A 17,552-nucleotide genomic window follows, 5' to 3' on the forward strand; every position below is an offset into this window, starting at 1 on the left:
AAGAAAAGCATGACAACAGAAAATCAAAATCCGCTTGTTCTCGATAAAAATGAAGAGATTTCCCAGCAAAAAGCTGACGATATCCGTCTTCAGCTCCGTCAGGAACCAGAAGTGAAGCGGCTTGCTCAACAAATTGACGTCAAAAACCAAATGGAGCTGCTTGAGTACGGCAAGGAGCCGGCCGTTGAAATATCCAAGTTCTCTGACCGCATCTTGGGGATGATGAAAACAACAAGCGTGACAGACTCCGGCACAATGCTGACTCAGCTTGGGAAAATCATGGACCGCTTCGACAAAAATGATTTTGATGAGCCAAAGGGATTAATGGCGAAAATTTTCAAACGCGGCGGCAGCATGATTGAAAAAATCTTTAAAAAGTATCAGACGCTTGGCGGAGAGATTGAAAAAATCCACGTTGAGATTTCAAAATACAAAGATGAGATGACGAAGACGAACTACACGCTCGATGAAATGTATGAAAACAATATCAAATACTATATGGAGCTTGAAAAATACGTCGTTGCCGGGCAGATGAAACTGGAAGAGATGCAGTCGATCCTTCCTTCATATGAGGAAAAAGCGGCAAGCGGGAACCAGCTGGCGCAAATGCAGCTCGATACGTTGCGCAACGGCATTCAGGCGCTTGAGGAACGGGTGTATGATCTTGACATGGCACGGATGGTGGCGCTTCAAACCGCACCTCAAATCCGTCTCCTGCAGCGAGGAAATGCAAAGCTGATCGGGAAAATCAACTCCGCGTTTATCATTACCATTCCGATTTTCAAAAACGGCATTATTCAGGCTGTTACGGTAAAGCGGCAAAAGCTTGTGGCTGATTCCATGAGCGAGCTTGACCGCCGGACAAACGAGATGCTGAAACGAAATGCTGAAAACATCTCGAGCCAAAGTGTTGAAATTGCGAGAATGGCCGGCAGACCGAGCATAGATATTGAAACGATTGAATCGTCTTGGAACACGATTGTCAGCGGCATGCAGGAAACAAAACAAATCGAAGAAGAAAACAAGCGCCTCCGCGAAGACGGCGCGAGACGAATTGCCCAGCTTCAGGATAATATTAAAAAAGCAGCATTGCAGCAATAATAAAAACCCCGCTTGTGGAACATAAGCGGGGTATTTCAATTACATCATTTAGTTAATGACAATGTGTAAAGACAGGTGTAAACTTAAACGGTAATCATTTTGCATATCAGAGGTGTTGGCAATGGGAAAACAACAGCCTATATCCCAGCGTAAACTGCTGGGCGTCGCCGGTTTGGGGTGGCTGTTTGATGCAATGGATGTCGGAATATTATCGTTTATTATCGCCGCGCTCCATGTAGAGTGGAATCTGTCGCCCGAAGAAATGAAATGGATCGGAAGCGTCAATTCCATCGGCATGGCTGCGGGTGCGTTTTTGTTTGGTTTGCTTGCTGATCGAATCGGCCGCAAAAAAGTGTTCATCATCACCCTTTTATGCTTTTCCATCGGAAGCGGCATTTCCGCTTTTGTGACGAGCTTATCGGCATTTCTAATCCTTCGTTTCGTGATTGGTATGGGACTTGGCGGCGAGCTTCCAGTCGCTTCAACACTCGTTTCGGAAGCGGTTGTGCCTGAAAAGCGGGGCAGAGTGATTGTGCTTTTGGAAAGCTTTTGGGCCGTGGGCTGGCTCGCAGCGGCCTTGATTTCTTACTTTGTGATACCAAGCTTCGGCTGGCAGGCTGCCCTTCTGTTAACTGCGCTGACTGCTTTTTATGCGCTGTACCTGCGGACGAGTCTACCTGATTCGCCGAAATATGAATCGCTTTCTGCCAAAAAGAGGTCGATGTGGGAGAATGTAAAAAGCGTCTGGGCAAGACAGTATATACGGCCGACGGTGATGCTGTCGATCGTTTGGTTCTGTGTGGTGTTTTCTTATTACGGCATGTTCCTATGGCTCCCGAGTGTCATGCTGCTGAAAGGCTTCAGCATGATTCAAAGCTTTGAATATGTCCTGCTGATGACGCTTGCTCAGCTACCTGGCTATTTCTCTGCCGCATGGCTGATTGAAAAAGCGGGCCGGAAGTGGATACTCGTCGTTTACTTGATTGGCACAGCAGGAAGCGCCTATTTCTTCGGAACGGCGGATTCCTTAAGTCTTCTGCTTACGGCTGGAGTGCTGTTATCGTTTTTCAATCTCGGTGCGTGGGGCGTGCTGTATGCTTATACCCCGGAGCAATACCCGACTGCGATTCGAGCAACAGGTTCAGGAACGACAGCAGCGTTTGGAAGAATCGGCGGCATCTTCGGGCCTTTGCTCGTCGGAACCCTGGCAGCCCGTCATATTTCGTTTTCGGTCATCTTTTCAATCTTTTGCATTGCAATCTTACTTGCGGTTGCTTGTATTTTGATTATGGGGAAAGAAACGAAACAAACTGAGCTAGAATAGGAAAAGCACCTCTTAAAAGAGGTGCTTTCAGCGTGTCGACAAACCCTCGCATTCGTTGTCAGGACTGCGCTTCGGTGCTCAATGCGAAGTGGATCAACGGCTAAATTCTCAGGCGTCCTGCCTAAACGCCGTCGTCATCACATCCTGTGAATGTCCGCTCCTATGCTCGTCCTTCCTAGACTTCAAGGGTTTTCAATCACGCTGAAAAGATTTTGTCAACAATCTGAGGCACCTCTTGAATGAGGTGCTTTTTTACAATTGCGCCCGGGCTGTGGATTGGCGTTTCCCGGTTTTACTGATTGTCTGGTAGAGCGTCATAGAAAGTATGAACAGAATGGCAGTAAATCCTGTGACAGCTCCGAAATGCTGTGTGCTTTGATATAAAAAACCTGCAATACTTGTACCGACAGTGGTTCCGGCATACATAGCGGCATTGGAAAGGGAAGCGATGGTTCCTCGCGCATTTGGTGCAATGGATTGAAAGACACCCATCATTAACGGAAAGATGATGCCAGCTGTAAAGAACGTGAGAAAAAAGCCGGCTTCTACTAAAAACAAGTTTGGAAAGAACGGAAGAGCGAAATAGAGAGCGCCCATTAGCAGCATCCCGCTGATCAGTGTTTTAAACATGCCCAGCTTTTCTGAAACCCGGCTGCCGATAAGGCTCCCGAGCATATTTCCCAGTCCGAGTACAAGCATAGCTGCGCCAATTTGTGACACGGTTAAATGATAATCCGCGGAAAGCCAAGTACCCAGAAAGCTGAACGATGCGAAGTTTCCGGTTTGAAACAGAAAATAGGCAAGCAGAATGACCGATGTTTTCGGCAATGAAAAAAGCTCCCGATAGGGGTTGACAATTGATGGGCGCGCCAATGGTTCAGAAGGCCGGATGCCAGGCATGACCGCCGCCAGGATCAATAGAAGAATAAGCGAGCACGCTGACAAAACGAAAAATGGCGTATGCCATGTAAAGGAAGCGAGAAACCCTCCAATAGGAAGTCCGAGCATTTGTGAAGCGGCCAAACCTGCTGTCGCAATCCCCATGCCTTTTATGATCTGAGAAGGCTGGACAATGACTGGGATGGACGCCCAAATTTGAGGCGTCACAAACGCAGCGCTAACGCCTGCGGCAAAACGGAACAGGCACATGGCGGCAAAAGAGGGAGCGATGCCGCATAAAAATGTGGATACGATAAAGCCTGCAAGTCCCCACAGCATGACTGTTTTCCTGTTCAGCCGGTCTGAGATTGGGCCTGCAATGAAAGCGAAGAGTGCATAACCGAGTGCATAAGCACTGACCATCCAGCCTGACAAATCAGTAGAGACATGAAACTGATCCTGTAAAAGGGGGAGAAGCGGCGAAAGCAAAAAGGTATCCGTGCCAATGACAAACATGACACTGAAGAAAAGCCAAATGCGATTCAAATTTTATCACTCCTATTGTTTTATAACTTTAAAACTATGAAACAGATATGTATAGAGAAAACCCTTTGTTAGAGGGTTTCCAAAAAGCCAGGCAGGTATGTTTGAAATGTGTCTTCACGCAGACTGACGTATTTTGTCCGCGAATCTTTCCGGGTTGCCGTCAATCCCGCTTCACGCAGCGTTTTAAAATGATAAGATGCCGTGGTTTTGACAATATTGCACTTTTCACCTACTTCACCGCAGCTGAGTTCTTTTCCGCTGACATAAAGCGTACGAATAATGGCAAGCCTTGATTCATCAGACAGTGCTTTAAAAATTTGCGCTCTGATTTGATCATCTGATTGTTTCATAGTCATGAAACTATAATACATAATGGGTGTTGAAAAAGCAACTTATTTTTCCAGTAAAGGAGCAGGAAGTCATAAGAGGAAGGAGGAATTCAATTCCAATAAAAGCGTTTTCAACTAAAGGTAGGAGAAAAATCACCCGTAAAATACAATCATATAGGAGGATTACAGAGCATTTAGAAGCATAAATAAGATCATGTGGTCACATGGATGTTTATAAAGAAATGGTACAGAATAAAAGAGAATATGCTGTTTGTGTGGGAAGTTACATAAATGTTACGGTAATAAAGATTGCTTAATATGGAGGGAAAATATGAGTGTAGATGAGAAACCAATTAAGATAAAAGTCGAGAAAGTCTCTAAGATTTTTGGGAAACAAACAAAGAAGGCAGTTCAAATGCTTGCCAACGGAAAGACAAAAAAAGAGATCCTGAAAGCAACCGGATCAACCGTTGGGGTTAATCAGGCAGATTTTGAAGTATATGATGGTGAGATATTTGTCATCATGGGTCTATCAGGGAGCGGTAAATCAACTTTAGTACGGATGTTAAACCGGCTTATTGAACCGACTGCCGGAAATATTTACATTGATGGTGACATGATAACAAATATGTCAAAAGACCAGCTCCGGGAAGTCCGCCGGAAAAAAATCAGCATGGTCTTCCAAAAGTTCGCTCTGTTTCCGCACAGAACGATACTTGAAAACACAGAATACGGACTGGAGCTTCAAGGTGTAGACAAACAAGAGCGGCAGCAAAAAGCGCTTGAGTCTCTTAAGCTCGTTGGACTGGAAGGATTTGAACACCAATATCCCGACCAGCTTTCCGGCGGGATGCAGCAGCGTGTCGGCCTTGCCCGCGCGTTGACGAATGACCCGGACATCCTTCTGATGGACGAAGCGTTCAGTGCGCTCGATCCACTGATTCGTAAAGATATGCAGGATGAGCTTCTTGATCTTCACGATAATGTCGGAAAAACAATTATCTTTATTACGCATGACTTGGACGAAGCGTTGCGGATCGGCGACAGAATTGTCCTAATGAAGGACGGCAACATCGTTCAAATCGGCACGCCTGAAGAAATCCTGATGAATCCATCTAACGAATATGTTGAGAAATTCGTCGAAGATGTTGATTTGTCTAAAGTCCTCACAGCAGGCCACATTATGAAACGCGCTGAAACAGTGCGGATTGATAAAGGGCCTCGCGTAGCATTGACACTGATGAAAAACCTTGGAATTTCTTCAATTTATGCAGTGGATAAACAAAAGAAATTATTAGGTGTTATCTATGCGTCTGATGCGAAAAAAGCGGCTGAGTCTGATTTGTCACTTCAAGACATCTTGAATACAGAATTTACGACTGTACCAGAGAATACGTATCTGACTGAGATTTTTGACGTTGTGTCCGATGCGAATATTCCAATTGCGGTTGTGGATGAGAAGCAAAGAATGAAAGGAATTGTCGTAAGAGGCGCGCTGATTGGCGCACTTGCCGGCAATAACGAGTATATCAATGCTGAAGGCACTAACGAACAAACACAAGATCCTTCTGCACAGGAGGTGAAATAAGATGGATAGACTGCCTAGAATACCTTTAGCAGATATTATTGACCGTTTTGTTGACTGGATTACGATGACGTTTGGCGGATTCTTCGACGGAATCGCTAACGGATTGGCCGCTTTTGTAAATGGAATTGTCACCGGTCTTGGATTTATTCCATCTATTTTGTTAACGATTATTTTCGCCGCACTTGCGTGGTGGATCAGTACAAGGGGAATTGCGTTATTTACGTTGATTGGATTCCTCCTGATCGATTATTTAGGATATTGGGACCCAATGCTGCAAACATTGGCGCTTGTGTTGACATCTGTGATTATTTCGATTGTGGTCGGGGTACCGATCGGAATTTGGGCGTCTCAGAAGGAAACGGTTCGCCGTATTGTAACGCCAATTCTTGATTTAATGCAGACAATGCCTGCTTTCGTATATCTATTGCCGGCGATTTTCTTCTTTAACATCGGTGTTGTGCCGGGTGTTGTTGCATCTGTTATCTTCGCGATGCCGCCGACAATCCGCATGACTGTTCTCGGTATTAAACAAGTGCCGGCGGATCTGATTGAAGCGACTGAGGCATTCGGTTCTACAACAGCTCAGCGTTTGTTTAAAGTTCAGCTTCCGCTTGCGACAAAAACGATTTTGGCCGGAATTAACCAGAGCATCATGCTTGCGTTATCAATGGTTGTTATCGCCGCAATGGTCGGTGCACCGGGACTTGGTTCTGAAGTATACAGTGCCGTTACACAGCTGAAAACCGGGGTCGGAGTAGAGGCCGGTATCGCCATCGTTATCGTTGCCATTACCCTGGACCGTATTACTCAAAATATTAAAGTGAAGAAGAAAAGCAGGGGGAATGCCTGATGCTTAAAAAAATCATCGGCATCGGCGTTTCAGCCATGCTGGCGCTCTCACTTGCGGCTTGCGGTTCAGAAAACGATGAAAATGCATCCGCAGCAGAACAAGTGAATAAGACCATCATCGGGATTGACCCCGGTTCAGGGATTATGTCCCTGACTGACAAAGCGATGAAGGATTATGACCTGAATGACTGGACATTGATTTCAGCGTCAAGTGCTGCGATGACCGCTACGCTTAAAAAGTCATACGACCGTAAGAAACCGATTATCATTACAGGATGGACACCGCACTGGATGTTCTCCAGATATAAGCTGAAATATCTCGATGATCCGAAACAATCTTATGGCAGCGCAGAGGAAATCCATACGATCACACGCAAAGGCTTCAGCAAAGAGCAGCCGAATGCCGCAAAGCTTCTGAGCCAGTTTAAATGGACGCAAGACGAAATGGGCGAAATCATGATCAAAGTGGAAGAAGGCGAGAAACCTGCCAAAGTTGCTGCTGAGTACGTCAATAAACACAAGGATCAGATAGCCGAATGGACAAAAGGCGTTCAAAAGGTGAAGGGAGACAAAATCAACCTTGCCTATGTGGCGTGGGACAGTGAGATTGCAAGTACAAACGTCATAGGCAAAGTCTTAGAAGACTTGGGCTATGAGGTAACACTTACTCAGGTAGAGGCTGGGCCGATGTGGACTGCAATTGCAACGGGAAGTGCGGATGCATCACTTTCCGCATGGCTGCCGAATACCCATAAAGCATACGCTGCTAAATATAAAGGCAAATATGATGATATTGGCACCAGTATGACTGGTGTGAAGATGGGGCTTGTTGTTCCTCAATATATGAAAAATGTCAACTCAATTGAAGATTTGAATAAATAATGAAGAAAGCAGCCTGTAGCCAGGCTGCTTTTTTTGCGTTAAGAAGCGTTAGCGGCAGCAAGTGATTCCGCCTTCTGAAATGTTTTGAGCACGGCGTTCGCCAAAATATGAATGCCGGTAAATATCGCATTTCTGTCAAAGGTCATGTGCGGATGATGGAGCCCCGGCTGGAGCCCGCAGCCTAGTCCGAGCATCGTTGTTTTCAGATTCGGCACCTTCACGGCGTAAAAATGGAAATCCTCTCCGCCGGTAGTAACAAGCGGGTCATCAAGCCGCTCAGCCCCGATGATATCTGTAATGGCTTCTGCCATGATCGCTTCAGCTTCTTTGTTTTGTGTTGCCGCAGGAAGGCTGTGTTCTTTTTGCAGATCGATTTTTGCGCCGAATGCAGCGGCGGCCGCTTCACAGGCTCTTTCTGTCTCGGCGATTAACGCCTCCATGGCTTCATTGGTCTGTGCGCGCAAATCAAGGCTGAACGATGCTTTTCCTGGAATGATGTTAGAGCTTTCACCGCCGGCTTGAAGTTTTGTCATTTTGACGGTATGCGGGATTTGCGGGTCAATATGAATGAGTCCGAGCTTATGTACAAGAAATGCCGCAATTTCAATGCTGTTTTTCCCGAGGTGCGGACGGGCGCCATGAGCCTCTTCCCCGATGATCGTTCCCTCAATGTGCTGGCTTGATCCGTGCAGAATAGACGGAGCGCAGCGGCCGTTCTGTGTTTCCTGGATCGGACGGACGTGAACGCCATACAAATAGTCGATATCATCAAGCACGCCTTCTTCTATCATTTTCAAGGCGCCGCCGCCTTTTTCTTCTGCCGGCTGAAAGATAAAACGGATTGTGCCCTTCGGAAGCTCAGGTTGTTTTTTGAGCAGCATTAACGTGCCCAATGCCATTGTCATATGTGAATCGTGTCCGCAGGAATGGTTGGCGCGAAATGTGCCGTTAACCTCCTGCCACAGCGCGTCAATATCAGCGCGTACCGCTACAACAGGTGAGCCTGAGCCGATTTCGCCGACAACCCCGGTGCAGTCTGAAAACGTGCGCGTCCGGCACCCTAAATCCTCAAGCTTTTGTTTCAAAAATGAAGTTGTCTCATATTCCTTCCAGCTGACTTCAGGGTTCGCGTGCAGATGCTCGAAGATGTCCATAATGGTTTGTTTCATTTCTTCTGAAAGCTTTTGCATGGTTAGAAATACCTCCTTCTATCAGAATGAATTTTTACCTTCTTTACTTTATTTATATTGAAACAGAAATATAGGCTGTATATAATATAGCACATATTGCTACTTTTCAGAATAATTAATATTTTCAAACAGAGGGGATGGATCGAAATATGAGTATGCCAGCAGCCGAAACACAGCCTAAGAAAAAACGTATGACATTTAAAATGCCTGACGCCTATGTCCTCTTATTTATGATTGCTTTCATTTGCGCAATCGCTTCATATATTGTGCCGGCAGGTGAATTTGACCGCGTGACAAAGGGGGATGTCACGACCGCTGTTCCGGGAAGCTATCATTCAATTGAACAGTCTCCGGTCAGCTTGATCAGCTTTTTTACTTCTCTACAGGATGGAATGGTTGGATCAGCACCCATCATCTTTCTGATTTTATTCACAGGCGGCACCATTGCTATTCTAGAAAAAACGGGTGCCATCAATGGCCTGATTTACAATGTCATCAGCAAATTCCGCACAAAGCAATTATTATTTATTTGTATTGTCGGCGCATTGTTCTCCATTCTCGGAACAACCGGGATTGTCGTGAATTCAGTTATCGGTTTTATCCCCATCGGCCTCATTGTGGCACGATCCTTAAAATGGGACGCAGTCGCGGGAGCCGCTGTTATATACATCGGCTGCTACGCTGGATTTAACTCCACCATATTATCACCGTCACCGCTCGGTTTATCACAATCAATCGCGGAGCTCCCTCTTTTCTCAGGAATCGGCCTGCGAGTTGTGATATACATATGCTTTTTGCTGTCTTCTATTATTTATATCTATTTGTATACGAGAAAATTAAAAAAATCAAAAGATGCCAGTGTGTTAGGAACAGATTGGTTCCCTGCGGCAGGAATGGGCGAAGCCGGTAAAGAAGAAGATCAGTCAGTGCCGTTTACCGTTCGCCATAAGCTGATTTTGGCTGTGGCGGGACTCTCACTTGTCGGATTTTTATACGGCGCTTTGAAGCTTGGCTGGTCAGATTCCCAAATGGCTGCGACATTTATTTTTATTTCTGTCCTTGCCGGTTTAATAGGCGGGCTTGCGGCGAACGATATTGCCAAAACCTTCATTACGGGCTGCCAAAGTCTTGTATACGGGGCGCTGATTGTCGGGATGGCACGAAGCATTTCCGTTATCCTTGAAAATGGAAAGCTTCTCGATACTGTCGTCAATGCTTTGGCTTCACTTTTGGATGGATTCAGCCCGATTGCTGGGGCAATCGGCATGTATATCGCCAGTGCGCTGCTTCATTTTCTCATCTCTTCAGGTTCTGGCGAAGCCGTTGTATTTATTCCAATCCTGGCGCCGCTCGCTGATTTGATGGGAATCACGAGACAGGTTGCGGTTGAAGCGGTTATGCTTGGAGAAGGGGTCGTCAACTGTGTGAACCCGACATCCGGCGTTCTCATGGCGGTGCTTGCCGCCAGCGGTATTCCGTATGTCAAGTGGCTGCGGTTTATGGTGCCGCTTGCTCTGATTTGGTTCTTGATCGGGCTTGTCTTTATCGTGATCGGCGTCATGATCAATTGGGGGCCGTTTTAACGATTGCTGCCCGCCGGCTTGTACGGCGGGCTTTTGAGTTATTCATTGCAGAAGCGCAGGCTGTTATTGTAACATGTAAGCCATAAGCCATTCGTAAAAGTGCGGGAGGAAGGTCATGAATAATCTGCGTAATAGACTTTCAGGCGTGAATGGGAAAAATAAGAGAGTAAAAGAAAAAGAACAAAAAATCTGGTCGGAGATTGGGATGATAGCGGGAGCATTTGCGCTGCTTGATGTGATCATCCGCGGCATTATGTTTGAATTTCCGTTTAAAGAATGGGCTGCAAGCCTTGTGTTTTTGTTCATCATTATCTTATATTACTGCATCAGGGCTGCGGCATCCGGAATGCTCATGCCGAGAATAGACACCAAAGAAGAACTGCAAAAACGGGTGAAGCAGCAGCGAATAGAATCAATTGCGGTCGCCTTTGCGGTAGTGGTGCTTACGATGTACGACAGGGGGATTCCCCATACATTCTTCGCTTGGCTGAAAATGATTCTTCTTTTTATCGTCTGCGGCGGCGTTCTGTTTCTGCTTCGGTATGTGATTGTGAAGCTGGCTTACAGAAGAGCGGTAAAAGAAGAAATAAAAAAGAAATCATCTTGAAAAATAGATGGTTTCTTTTTTTGTTTGGAAAGCGAGGGAAGCGTTCACAGTTTCGGGCAGCTTTTTTTATAGGAACATTGATTTGTATTCACTCTGCCAAGTTGTTTTGATAGAGTGATTGTGATAATTTTAAATGTAAGCGTTAACAAAATTCTCCAGTCTTCACATCGGTTTGAAAGGAGGAAGCGGAAGAATGAAGTAAGAGGGATTTTTGACTCCGAAGTAAGTCTTCAAAAAATCAAATAAGGAGTGTCAAGAATGTTTGCAAAACGATTCAAAACCTCTTTACTGCCGTTATTCGCTGGATTTTTATTGCTGTTTCATTTGGTTCTGGCAGGACCGGCGGCTGCGAGTGCTGAAACGGCGAACAAATCGAATGAGCTTACAGCACCGTCGATCAAAAGCGGAACCATTCTTCATGCATGGAATTGGTCGTTCAATACGTTAAAACACAATATGAAGGATATTCATGATGCAGGATATACAGCCATTCAGACATCTCCGATTAACCAAGTAAAGGAAGGGAATCAAGGAGATAAAAGCATGTCGAACTGGTACTGGCTGTATCAGCCGACATCGTATCAAATTGGCAACCGTTACTTAGGTACTGAACAAGAATTTAAAGAAATGTGTGCAGCCGCTGAAGAATATGGCATAAAGGTCATTGTTGACGCGGTCATCAATCATACCACCAGTGATTATGCCGCGATTTCCAATGAGGTTAAGAGTATTCCAAACTGGACACATGGAAACACACAAATTAAAAACTGGTCTGATCGATGGGATGTCACGCAGAATTCATTGCTCGGGCTGTATGACTGGAATACACAAAATACACAAGTACAGTCCTATCTGAAACGGTTCTTAGACAGGGCATTGAATGACGGGGCAGACGGTTTTCGATTTGATGCCGCCAAACATATAGAGCTTCCAGATGATGGCAGTTACGGCAGTCAATTTTGGCCGAATATCACAAATACATCTGCAGAGTTCCAATACGGAGAAATCCTGCAGGATAGTGCCTCCAGAGATGCTGCATATGCGAATTATATGGATGTGACAGCGTCTAACTATGGGCATTCCATAAGGTCCGCTTTAAAGAATCGTAATCTGGGCGTGTCGAATATCTCCCACTATGCATCTGATGTGTCTGCGGACAAGCTAGTGACATGGGTAGAGTCGCATGATACGTATGCCAATGATGATGAAGAGTCGACATGGATGAGCGATGATGATATCCGTTTAGGCTGGGCGGTGATAGCTTCTCGTTCAGGCAGTACGCCTCTTTTCTTTTCCAGACCTGAGGGAGGCGGAAATGGTGTGAGGTTCCCGGGGAAAAGCCAAATAGGCGATCGCGGGAGTGCTTTATTTGAAGATCAGGCTATCACTGCGGTCAATAGATTTCACAATGTGATGGCTGGACAGCCTGAGGAACTCTCGAACCCGAATGGAAACAACCAGATATTTATGAATCAGCGCGGCTCACATGGCGTTGTGCTGGCAAATGCAGGTTCATCCTCTGTCTCTATCAATACGGCAACAAAATTGCCTGATGGCAGGTATGACAATAAAGCTGGAGCGGGTTCATTTCAAGTGAACGATGGTAAACTGACAGGCACGATCAATGCCAGGTCTGTAGCTGTGCTTTATCCTGATGATATTGCAAAAGCGCCTCATGTTTTCCTTGAGAATTACAAAACAGGTGTAACACATTCTTTCAATGATCAACTGACGATTACCTTGCGTGCAGATGCGAATACAACAAAAGCCGTTTATCAAATCAATAATGGACCAGAGACGGCGTTTAAGGATGGAGATCAATTCACAATCGGAAAAGGAGATCCATTTGGCAAAACATACACCATCATGTTAAAAGGAACGAACAGTGATGGTGTAACGAGGACCGAGAAATACAGTTTTGTTAAAAGAGATCCAGCGTCGGCCAAAACCATCGGCTATCAAAATCCGAATCATTGGAGCCAGGTAAATGCTTATATCTATAAACATGATGGGAGCCGAGTAATTGAATTGACCGGATCTTGGCCTGGAAAACCAATGACTAAAAATGCAGACGGAATTTACACGCTGACGCTGCCTGCGGACACGGATACAACCAACGCAAAAGTGATTTTTAATAATGGCAGCGCCCAAGTGCCCGGTCAGAATCAGCCTGGCTTTGATTACGTGCTAAATGGTTTATATAATGACTCGGGCTTAAGCGGTTCTCTTCCCCATTGAGGGCAAGGCTAGACGGGACTTACCGAAAGAAACCATCAATGATGGTTTCTTTTTTGTTCATAAATCAGACAAAACTTTTCTCTTGCAAAAGTTTGTGAAGTGTTGCACAATATAAATGTGAAATACTTCACAAACAAAAAGACATCAAAGAGAAACATACCCTGGAAGGATGATTAATGATGAACAAACATGTAAATAAAGTAGCTTTAATCGGAGCGGGTTTTGTTGGAAGCAGTTATGCATTTGCGTTAATTAACCAAGGGATCACAGATGAGCTTGTGGTCATTGATGTAAATAAAGAAAAAGCAATGGGCGATGTGATGGATTTAAACCACGGAAAGGCGTTTGCGCCACAACCGGTCAAAACATCTTACGGAACATATGAAGACTGCAAGGATGCTGATATTGTCTGCATTTGCGCCGGAGCAAACCAAAAACCTGGTGAGACACGCCTTGAATTAGTAGAAAAGAACTTGAAGATTTTCAAAGGCATCGTTAGTGAAGTCATGGCGAGCGGATTTGACGGCATTTTCTTAGTCGCGACAAATCCGGTTGATATCCTGACTTACGCAACATGGAAATTCAGCGGCCTGCCAAAAGAGCGGGTGATTGGAAGCGGCACAACACTTGATTCTGCGAGATTCCGTTTCATGCTGAGCGAATACTTTGGCGCAGCGCCTCAAAACGTGCACGCGCATATTATCGGAGAGCACGGCGACACAGAGCTTCCTGTTTGGAGCCACGCGAATGTCGGCGGTGTGCCGGTCAGTGAACTCGTTGAGAAAAACGATGCGTACAAACAAGAGGAGCTGGACCAAATTGTAGATGATGTGAAAAACGCAGCTTACCATATCATTGAGAAAAAAGGCGCGACTTATTATGGGGTTGCGATGAGTCTTGCTCGCATTACAAAAGCCATTCTTCATAATGAAAACAGCATATTAACTGTCAGCACATATTTGGACGGGCAATACGGTGCAGATGACGTGTACATCGGTGTGCCGGCTGTCGTGAACCGCGGAGGGATCGCAGGTATCAATGAGCTGAACTTAAATGAGAAAGAAAAAGAACAGTTCCTTCACAGCGCCGGCGTCCTTAAAAACATTTTAAAACCTCATTTTGCAGAACAAAAAGTCAACTAACCGCAACTTTAGAGTAAAGGGCTGATTGTCAATGTGGGAGCAGTTGTATGATCCGTTTGGAAACGAGTATGTGAGCGCACTTGTGGCGCTCACTCCGATTCTCTTTTTTCTTTTGGCTTTAACTGTTTTGAAAATGAAAGGCATTCTTGCGGCATTTCTTACCCTAGCCGTCAGTTTCTTCGTCTCCGTTTTGGCATTTCATATGCCGGTTGAAAAAGCGATTTCTTCTGTTTTGTTAGGAATCGGGAGCGGGCTGTGGCCTATTGGCTACATCGTCCTGATGGCGGTGTGGCTGTATAAAATTGCAGTGAAAACCGGGAAATTTACCATTATTCGGTCCAGCATTGCCGGCATTTCGCCTGACCAACGATTACAGCTATTATTAATTGGTTTTTGTTTTAACGCGTTTTTAGAAGGCGCGGCCGGTTTTGGTGTTCCGATTGCGATTAGTGCGGCGCTGCTCGTCGAACTTGGTTTTAAACCGTTAAAAGCAGCGGCGCTCTGCTTGATTGCAAACGCCGCCTCCGGAGCCTTTGGGGCGATTGGGATTCCTGTCATCACAGGGGCGCAGATTGGTGATTTGTCTGCTCTTGAGCTATCTCGGACATTAATGTGGACACTGCCGATGATCTCATTTTTAATACCATTCCTGCTTGTATTCTTATTAGACCGAATGAAAGGAATCAGACAGACATGGCCCGCTCTTCTGGTTGTGAGCGGTGGGTATACAGCGGTTCAGACACTGACAATGGCGGTGCTCGGGCCGGAATTAGCAAACATTTTGGCGGCCTTATTCAGCATGGGCGGGCTTGCCCTCTTCCTCCGCAAATGGCAGCCGAAAGAGATTTACCGCGAGGAAGGGGCCGGCGATGCTGGTGAGAAAAAGGCATACCGTGCCGCTGACATTGCGAAAGCGTGGTCTCCTTTCTACATTTTAACTGCGGCGATCACCATTTGGAGCCTTCCTGCCTTCAAAGCGCTTTTCCAAGAAGGCGGGCTGTTATATCAATCAACGCTCCTGTTCAAAATGCCTTTTCTGCATCAGCAAATTATGAAAATGCCGCCGATTGCGCCATCTGCCATGCCGTTAGATGCAGTCTTTAAAGTTGATCTGCTGTCAGCGACTGGAACAGCGATTTTAGCGGCGGTCATCGTGACAGGGCTGTTCAGCAAAAATTTCTCTTATCGGGATGCCTTTGCTTCCTTGAAGGAGACGGGAAAAGAGCTGTGGGTGCCGATTATCACGATCTGCTTCGTGATGGGGTTTGCCAATCTGGCCAACTTCGCAGGGCTCAGCTCTTCAATTGGGTTAGCATTGGCGAAAACAGGAGACCTGTTCCCGTTTGTCAGTCCTGTTCTCGGCTGGATTGGCGTGTTCATCACCGGTTCTGTTGTCAGCAATAATGCTTTGTTCGGCCATTTGCAGGTTGTCACGGGAGCGCAGATCGGTGCGGGTTCAGATTTGCTGTTAGCCGCAAATACGGCGGGCGGTGTCATGGCGAAACTTGTTTCTCCTCAATCTATCGCCATCGCTGCCGCAGCGGTCGGCCAAACAGGCAAGGAATCTAAACTGTTTAAAAGGACAGTGGCGTACAGCCTGATTCTGTTATTGATCATTTGTATATGGACGTTTATTCTTGCAAGATTAGGAGTGTAATAGAAAAAAGCAGTACATGCCCAGCATGTACTGCTTTTTTATGTTAATTTGCTTTCTTTGTCATTTCGGCTGTTGTTTTCACTCTGGCTTTCCCCATAAATAAAATGGTAACCGCCGCGAGGACAATTGGAATCAAAGCGAGCAAAAACACATACGTAATACTTGATGACATCGCGTCAATAATGCGATTCAGGATCGCATCAGGAATCTGGGAACGTGTTCCCGCTTGGAATATCTCCTGCGGGTCGCCAATATTTTGCGCAGCACCTGATCCCGCTGAGCCTTTCATCCCGCTGAAGGCGTCGCTCAGCTTGTTCGTGAATACGTTTGTTTGCACCGTTCCGAAAATGGTGACGCCTAAGGTCATGCCAAATGATCGCAAAAATGAATTTGTAGAGTTTGCCGTTCCCCGAAAGCGAGGTTCAAGATCATTCATCGATGCCGCCGGCAGCAGGGAGAAGTTAAAGCCTACACCAAAGCCTGAAATCATCATAAAGACTGTCAGCCATACCCGTGCTGTGTCAGGCGTCATATTGGAAAGAAGCAGCATGCCGATAAAGAAAGCTATAACAGATATCAGCATCAAATTGCGGAAGCTTGCCTTCGTTTGGAAGATCCCGCCGATCATGCTTCCGATGACTGATCCAATCATCATCGGCGTCAGAATGAAGCCCGCGCTTGTCGCCGAGCTGCCGTAGACCGCCTGAACGAAAATCGGAATAAATACCGCTAAAATAATAAATGTTCCGCCATACAGGAAAGCGAGAATCTGCGCTGTGGCAAACAAGCGGTTCTTAAACATCCAGAAAGAAATAATCGGCTCTTCTGCTTTTCTCTCCACAATAAAAAAGGCAATGAAGAAAACGGCGAATACAATAAACAGCCCGATGATCTGAATGGAATTCCAATCGTATGTTTTGCCGCCAAGCTCAAGGGCGAACATCAGGCATACAATGGATACGACTAAGGTAATCGCGCCGCCCCAGTCTATTTTCTGCTTTCTGTGCTCCAGAGATTCTTTGTAGTAGCGAATAATGAAAAACAATGACAATGCGCCGATCGGCACATTGATGTAAAACACCCAGTGCCAGCTGATCGAATCTGTAATGATCGCGCCTAAGAGCGGACCAAGAACACTGGATAATCCAAATACAGCACCGAACATGCCGGACATTTTTCCGCGTTTTTCCGGCGGAAACAAATCGAAGATAATGGTAAAGGCAATCGGCAGGAGCGCGCCGCCTCCGATCCCTTGAATGGCCCGGAAGATGATCAGCTGATTCATCGTCTGGGCAATCCCGCATAAAGCAGAACCGATTAAGAAAAAAATAAGTCCAAACAGGAAAAAACGTTTTCGGCCGTACATATCGGAAAGCTTGCCGTAAATCGGCATGCCAGCCATAACCGCCACCATATAGGATGCCGTCACCCAGGCAAATTTATCGAAGCTTCCAAGATCGGCTACGATATTGCCCATCGCGGTGGCAACAATCGTATTGTCCATTGCAGACATCAAGATGCCCAGCAGGAGACCGAGGACCACAAATTTGGTGGAAGCCTGTTTTGCTGTTGTTGTGTCCATTTGTTCTACCTCCTCTTACTTTTCTATGTAAGTTCTGATATCATGATAATAGTTT

General features: G+C 45.9%; 13 protein-coding genes and 1 pseudogene. 10 read left to right on the forward strand and 4 right to left on the reverse strand.

The annotated features are described in order from the left end of the window. Positions 1-9 precede the first annotated feature (9 nt). Entirely contained in the window at positions 10-1,101 is a 1,092-nt protein-coding gene (locus bslm_RS01660) for a toxic anion resistance protein (RefSeq protein WP_003234715.1), read from the forward strand. Positions 1,102-1,222: 121 nt separating this feature from the next. Then, on the forward strand, positions 1,223-2,425 hold the full coding sequence (gene niaP / locus bslm_RS01665) for a niacin permease NiaP (RefSeq protein WP_003246397.1): 1,203 nt from the start codon (positions 1,223-1,225) through the stop codon (positions 2,423-2,425). Between the two features lie 252 nt (positions 2,426-2,677). On the opposite strand, the gene bslm_RS01670 is transcribed toward niaP, so the two are convergent. Together bslm_RS01670 and bslm_RS01675 are read right to left on the reverse strand one after the other, a co-directional pair. Beyond that, positions 2,678-3,850 carry an MFS transporter gene (locus tag bslm_RS01670; protein ID WP_003246304.1) on the reverse strand — a complete coding sequence of 391 codons (1,173 nt, stop codon included), beginning with the start codon at positions 3,848-3,850 and terminating at the stop codon, positions 2,678-2,680. A gap of 68 nt (positions 3,851-3,918) precedes the next feature. Continuing rightward, positions 3,919-4,221 carry an ArsR/SmtB family transcription factor gene (locus bslm_RS01675; protein WP_010886398.1) on the reverse strand — a complete coding sequence of 101 codons (303 nt, stop codon included), beginning with the start codon at positions 4,219-4,221 and terminating at the stop codon, positions 3,919-3,921. Between the two features lie 289 nt (positions 4,222-4,510). On the opposite strand from bslm_RS01675, the gene opuAA reads away from it, so the two are divergent. From opuAA to opuAC, 3 genes are read left to right on the forward strand one after another with little or no spacing between them, the layout of a single operon-like run. Next, positions 4,511-5,767: a glycine/proline betaine ABC transporter ATP-binding protein OpuAA gene (opuAA, locus tag bslm_RS01680; RefSeq protein ID WP_003246301.1), complete on the forward strand. Its 1,257-nt coding sequence runs from the start codon at positions 4,511-4,513 to the stop codon at positions 5,765-5,767. 1 nt (position 5,768) lies between these two features. Then, positions 5,769-6,617, forward strand: a complete 849-nt coding sequence (gene opuAB, locus bslm_RS01685) for a glycine/proline betaine ABC transporter permease subunit OpuAB (RefSeq protein ID WP_003234703.1) — start codon at positions 5,769-5,771, stop codon at positions 6,615-6,617. Further along, positions 6,617-7,498: a glycine/proline betaine ABC transporter substrate-binding protein OpuAC gene (gene opuAC / locus bslm_RS01690; protein ID WP_003234700.1), complete on the forward strand. Its 882-nt coding sequence runs from the start codon at positions 6,617-6,619 to the stop codon at positions 7,496-7,498. Before opuAB ends, opuAC begins: the two co-directional genes overlap by 1 nt. Before the next feature lie 38 nt (positions 7,499-7,536). On the opposite strand, the gene bslm_RS01695 is transcribed toward opuAC, so the two are convergent. Next, positions 7,537-8,688: a M20 peptidase aminoacylase family protein gene (locus bslm_RS01695; RefSeq protein ID WP_003234698.1), complete on the reverse strand. Its 1,152-nt coding sequence runs from the start codon at positions 8,686-8,688 to the stop codon at positions 7,537-7,539. A gap of 149 nt (positions 8,689-8,837) precedes the next feature. Here bslm_RS01695 and bslm_RS01700 point away from each other — a divergent pair, with 149 nt between their 5' ends. The 5 genes and pseudogenes from bslm_RS01700 (at position 8,838) to bslm_RS01720 (ending at position 15,915) form a co-directional block, all read left to right on the forward strand. Further along, positions 8,838-10,271, forward strand: a complete 1,434-nt coding sequence (locus bslm_RS01700; RefSeq protein WP_003246402.1) for a YfcC family protein — start codon at positions 8,838-8,840, stop codon at positions 10,269-10,271. 115 nt (positions 10,272-10,386) lie between these two features. Continuing rightward, positions 10,387-10,988, forward strand: a pseudogene (locus tag bslm_RS01705) (DUF6773 family protein). 148 nt (positions 10,989-11,136) lie between these two features. After that, entirely contained in the window at positions 11,137-13,116 is a 1,980-nt protein-coding gene (gene amyE / locus bslm_RS01710; protein ID WP_003234692.1) for an alpha-amylase, read from the forward strand. Positions 13,117-13,292: 176 nt separating this feature from the next. After that, positions 13,293-14,258: an L-lactate dehydrogenase gene (locus bslm_RS01715; protein ID WP_046380769.1), complete on the forward strand. Its 966-nt coding sequence runs from the start codon at positions 13,293-13,295 to the stop codon at positions 14,256-14,258. 31 nt (positions 14,259-14,289) lie between these two features. Beyond that, complete coding sequence (locus bslm_RS01720; RefSeq protein ID WP_032722894.1) at positions 14,290-15,915, forward strand: L-lactate permease; 1,626 nt, start codon at positions 14,290-14,292, stop codon at positions 15,913-15,915. Between the two features lie 43 nt (positions 15,916-15,958). Here bslm_RS01720 and bmr3 read toward each other — a convergent pair whose 3' ends face one another. Beyond that, complete coding sequence (gene bmr3 / locus bslm_RS01725) at positions 15,959-17,497, reverse strand: multidrug efflux MFS transporter Bmr3 (protein WP_003234681.1); 1,539 nt, start codon at positions 17,495-17,497, stop codon at positions 15,959-15,961. Positions 17,498-17,552: the final 55 nt, after the last annotated feature.

This window comes from Bacillus sp. LM 4-2, from assembly GCF_000978495.1.
Classification (GTDB): Bacteria; Bacillota; Bacilli; order Bacillales; family Bacillaceae; genus Bacillus; species Bacillus subtilis.

Coding starts and splice junctions, on each gene's coding strand:
- bslm_RS01660 (WP_003234715.1), top strand. CDS start 10: ATGACAACAGAAAATCAAAATCCGCTTGTTCTCGATAAAAATGAAGAG.
- niaP (WP_003246397.1), top strand. CDS start 1,223: ATGGGAAAACAACAGCCTATATCCCAGCGTAAACTGCTGGGCGTCGCC.
- bslm_RS01675 (WP_010886398.1), bottom strand. CDS start 4,221: ATGTATTATAGTTTCATGACTATGAAACAATCAGATGATCAAATCAGA.
- opuAA (WP_003246301.1), top strand. CDS start 4,511: ATGAGTGTAGATGAGAAACCAATTAAGATAAAAGTCGAGAAAGTCTCT.
- opuAB (WP_003234703.1), top strand. CDS start 5,769: ATGGATAGACTGCCTAGAATACCTTTAGCAGATATTATTGACCGTTTT.
- opuAC (WP_003234700.1), top strand. CDS start 6,617: ATGCTTAAAAAAATCATCGGCATCGGCGTTTCAGCCATGCTGGCGCTC.
- bslm_RS01695 (WP_003234698.1), bottom strand. CDS start 8,688: ATGCAAAAGCTTTCAGAAGAAATGAAACAAACCATTATGGACATCTTC.
- bslm_RS01700 (WP_003246402.1), top strand. CDS start 8,838: ATGAGTATGCCAGCAGCCGAAACACAGCCTAAGAAAAAACGTATGACA.
- amyE (WP_003234692.1), top strand. CDS start 11,137: ATGTTTGCAAAACGATTCAAAACCTCTTTACTGCCGTTATTCGCTGGA.
- bslm_RS01715 (WP_046380769.1), top strand. CDS start 13,293: ATGATGAACAAACATGTAAATAAAGTAGCTTTAATCGGAGCGGGTTTT.
- bslm_RS01720 (WP_032722894.1), top strand. CDS start 14,290: ATGTGGGAGCAGTTGTATGATCCGTTTGGAAACGAGTATGTGAGCGCA.
- bmr3 (WP_003234681.1), bottom strand. CDS start 17,497: ATGGACACAACAACAGCAAAACAGGCTTCCACCAAATTTGTGGTCCTC.